This is a genomic window from Streptomyces sp. SID1328, from assembly GCF_009865595.1.
Lineage (GTDB): Bacteria > Actinomycetota > Actinomycetes > Streptomycetales > Streptomycetaceae > Streptomyces > Streptomyces griseoluteus.
Genome location: NZ_WWKH01000566.1, coordinates 1 through 3,551, shown reverse-complemented (window position 1 = coordinate 3,551; position 3,551 = coordinate 1). Strand labels below are relative to the sequence as shown.

Sequence of the window (3,551 nt, the reverse complement as noted above, 5' to 3'; positions counted from 1 at the left end):
CGCCGGCCTGCTGCGGGATGTACGCCGTGGGCGTCGGCTGCATCTGGGGCGCCTGCTGCGCCTGCGGGTAGCCGTACGCGGGCTGCGGCGAGGGGGCCGCGGGCAGCGCGGGAAGAGCGGAGGGCAGTGCGGGGAGGTTGCCGCCGGGGAAGGGCATGCCCGGGGAGGACTGCATGCCGAGACCGGTGTCATAGGCGGCCGGGACCCTGATCGGGGCGATCTGCGGGGTGCCCCGCTCGGCCACGAGCGAGTCGTAGATCGGGGTGTCCGGGAAGGAGGCGGAGTAGTAGCCGCCGCCATAGGTGGAGCGGGGGGAGGTCATGGCACATAAGTTAAGCCCACGATGTGCTGGTTGGGGAGACCGATAAGAGGGTTGTTTTCCGTGTCGGCGGCGATCTGGGATCGCTAATCCGAGCGAACTTGCCAAAAATGGACTCCGTTCGACGTCTGGATCGTGTAAAAGGCGAGTTCCTGTCCGGTTACCGGCGGTTGACGGCGCGTCGGACGTTGTACAGATGGGGGCCGGCATGTCAATGCCCAAGGGGTCGAACACACCGGTGCCCGGTACCGCGCTCCGCGTCGAGGTGACCCGCCGGGCGGGCCCCGGCATCCCCGACGTGGACGCCTCGGCGCTCCTCCTGGGGGGTGGCAGGGTCCGCGCGGACGACGACTTCGTCTTCTACAACCAGCCCGTCCACCCCTCCGGTGCGGTCCGCCACGAGGGCAGGAAGACCAACGGGGCGGAGGTCACCGACACCCTGCTCGTCGACCTCGCGCGCGTGGAGGCCGGCATCGAGCGGATCGTCCTCGCGGCCTCGGCCGACGGCGGCACCTTCGGTCAGGTCCCCGGCCTCGCCGTCCGGGTCCTGGACCCCGCCACAGGAGACACCGCCGCCCGCTTCGACAGCACCGGCGCCACCGTGGAGACCGCCTTCGTGCTCGGCGAGTTCTACCGCCGCCCGGGCGCCTGGAAGTTCCGGGCCGTGGGCCAGGGCTACGACAGCGGGCTCGAGGGCCTGGCGACGGACTTCGGCATCACCGTCGACGTACCCCAGCACCCGGCACCGCCTCCCGCTCAGCCTTCCAAGGTCACGCTCACCAAGGCGGCCCCCTCGGTCTCCCTGGCCAAGCAGGGCGGCACCTCCGGCGTCATGCGCGTCAACCTCAACTGGCAGACCCGCAAGCACCTCACCAGCCGCCGCCGGGGCCCCGGCCCCGGTGACCTGGACCTCGACCTGTGCGCCCTGTACGAACTCAGCGACGGCCGCAAGGACGTCGTACAGGCCCTCGGCAACGCCTTCGGGGCGCTGGAGCGGCCGCCGTACATCCACCTCGACGGCGACGACCGGACCGGGGCGGTGGCGGACGGCGAGAACCTCACCATCAGCCTCGACCACAAGGCGCACCTCAGACGGGTCCTGGTCTTCGTCACCATCTATGAGGGCGCCGGCTCCTTCGCCGACCTGCACGCCACCGTCACCCTCCGGCCGCAGCACGGCCCCGGTCGACTTCTCGCTGGACGAGTGCACGGTCCCCTCCACGGTGTGCGCGCTCGCGCTGATCACCGACGCGGGCGGTGACCTCGTCGTCCGGCGCGAGGCCCGCTACCTGGTCCCGGAGCGCGGGGTGAGCCCGCAGCGCACTGTCGACCGCGCCTACGGCTGGGGCATGAACTGGACGCCCGGCCGCAAGTGAGCCCGCTTCAGCCCTCGTCCGGCACGGCGTCGGGACGCGCGTAGGTGCGGCCCTTCCAGGCGGCCCCCCTGCCCCGGTAGTGCCGGACAGCCGAGTCGAGCGTCATCAGCAGATAGAGGAACGCCGTGAACGGCAACAGGGGAGCGAGCCACAGTGGCTGCCGGTAGTAGCGCAGCATCGGTGTATACGTCGCCGCCATCACCGCCCACGCCACCCCGCCGAGCGCGCACGCCGGCGCGCTCCCCGCGACCGCGCCCGCCACCGCCGCCACGGGCGGCACCAGATACACCAGCGCCAGCCCCACCATGGTGCCCAGCAGCAGCGCCGGACTGTGCCTGAGCTGGGCGTACGCACTGCGCGAGACCATGCGCCACAGTTCGCCCAGACCCGGATACGGGCGCACGCTGTCCACCCGGTCCGCCAGGCCCAGCCAGAGATGGCCGCCGTTCGCCCGCACCGCGCGCGCGAGGGCCACGTCGTCGATGACCGCGTGCCGGACGGCGTCCGGAATGTGGGCCCGCTCGGCCATGTCCGCCCGCAGCAGCACACAGCCCCCGGCCGCCGCCGTCGTACGGGCGCCCCGGCGGCCGATCCGGCGGAAGGGGTAGAGCTGGGCGAAGAAGTAGACGAAGGCCGGGACCACCAGCCGCTCCCACGGGCTCTCCGCGCGCAGCCGGGCCATCTGGGAGACCAGGTCGAAGTCGCCCGTACGGGCCGCCGCGACCAGGGAACGCAGACTGTCCGGGGCGTGCGCGATGTCCGCGTCCGTCAGCAGCAGGAACTCGGGGTCACGCGCGCGTGCCAGCGCGATCCCGTGCCGGACCGCCCACAGCTTGCCCGTCCAGCCCCGGGGTGGCTCGCCGGGGGAGTCCACCGTCAGCGGCAGCCCGCCGTGCCGCGCGGACAGCTCGCGGGCCAGGTCGCCGGTGCCGTCGCGGCTGCCGTCGTCCACCAGGAAGACCTCCGCCCGGCCCGGATAGTCCTGGGCGAGCAGCGAGGGCAGGCTCGCGGGCAGCACGGCCGCCTCGTCGCGGGCCGGGACCACCACGCAGACCGACGGCCACTCCCCGGGCTCGCGGCGCGGCGGGAGCCGCACATCGGTGCGCCAGAAGAAGCCCTGGCCCAGCAGCAGCCAGCACCAGACGGCGAGGGATACGGCGGCGGTCCACACGATGGCGCTCACGGCCGCAGTCTGCCCCACCGGAACGGCCCACCGGCGGTCATCGACTATCGTGGCCGGGTGAAGATCGCGCTCATGGACTCCGGAATCGGCCTCCTCGCAGCCACCGCGGCGGTACGCCGCCTTCGGCCCGACGCAGATCTCGTGCTCTCCCTGGACCCCGACGGCATGCCCTGGGGACCTCGCACCCCCGAGGACCTGACCCGGCGTGCCGTGGCCGTCGCCGAGGCTGCCGCCGCGCGCCGGCCGGACGCCCTCATCGTCGGCTGCAACACCGCGTCCGTGCACGCGCTGCCCGCGCTGCGCGCCCTGTGCGAACCCGGCATTCCGGTGATCGGCACCGTACCCGCGATCAAGCCCGCCTCGGCCGGCGGCGGGCACGTGGCGATCTGGGCGACCCCCGCCACCACCGGCAGCCCCTACCAGCGCGGTCTGATCGAGGACTTCGCGCACGGCGTCCAGGTCACCGAGGTGCCCTGCTGGGGCCTGGCCGAGGCCGTCGAGCACGCCGACGAGCAGGCCATCACCGCGACCGTCGCCGCCGCCGCGGAACTCACCCCGCCCGACGTCACGACCGTCGTCCTCGGCTGCACCCACTACGAACTCGTCGCGGAACGCATCCGTGCCGCCGTCCAGCAGCCGGGTGCCGCCCCGCTCGTGCTGCACGGCTCCGCCG

At 73.2% G+C, this 3,551-nt stretch carries 3 protein-coding genes and 1 pseudogene; 2 read left to right on the top strand and 2 right to left on the bottom strand.

Annotation, left to right across the window (positions count from 1 at the left end; all coding sequences use genetic code 11):
• Positions 1-322: DUF6643 family protein (locus GT030_RS17975; RefSeq protein WP_161201957.1), on the bottom strand; the 322-nt coding region annotated here is incomplete at its 3' end.
• 211 nt (positions 323-533) lie between these two features.
• On the opposite strand from GT030_RS17975, the pseudogene GT030_RS17970 reads away from it, so the two are divergent.
• Positions 534-1,695: pseudogene (locus tag GT030_RS17970) on the top strand (TerD family protein).
• Between the two features lie 7 nt (positions 1,696-1,702).
• Here the strand turns inward: GT030_RS17970 and GT030_RS17965 are convergent.
• A complete protein-coding gene (locus GT030_RS17965; protein WP_161201956.1) occupies positions 1,703-2,878 on the bottom strand; it encodes a glycosyltransferase in 1,176 nt (391 codons plus the stop codon).
• Positions 2,879-2,950: 72 nt separating this feature from the next.
• Between GT030_RS17965 and GT030_RS17960 the strand changes: the two genes are divergently transcribed.
• On the top strand, positions 2,951-3,551 hold a 601-nt coding region (locus GT030_RS17960; protein ID WP_161201958.1), incomplete at its 3' end, for an aspartate/glutamate racemase family protein.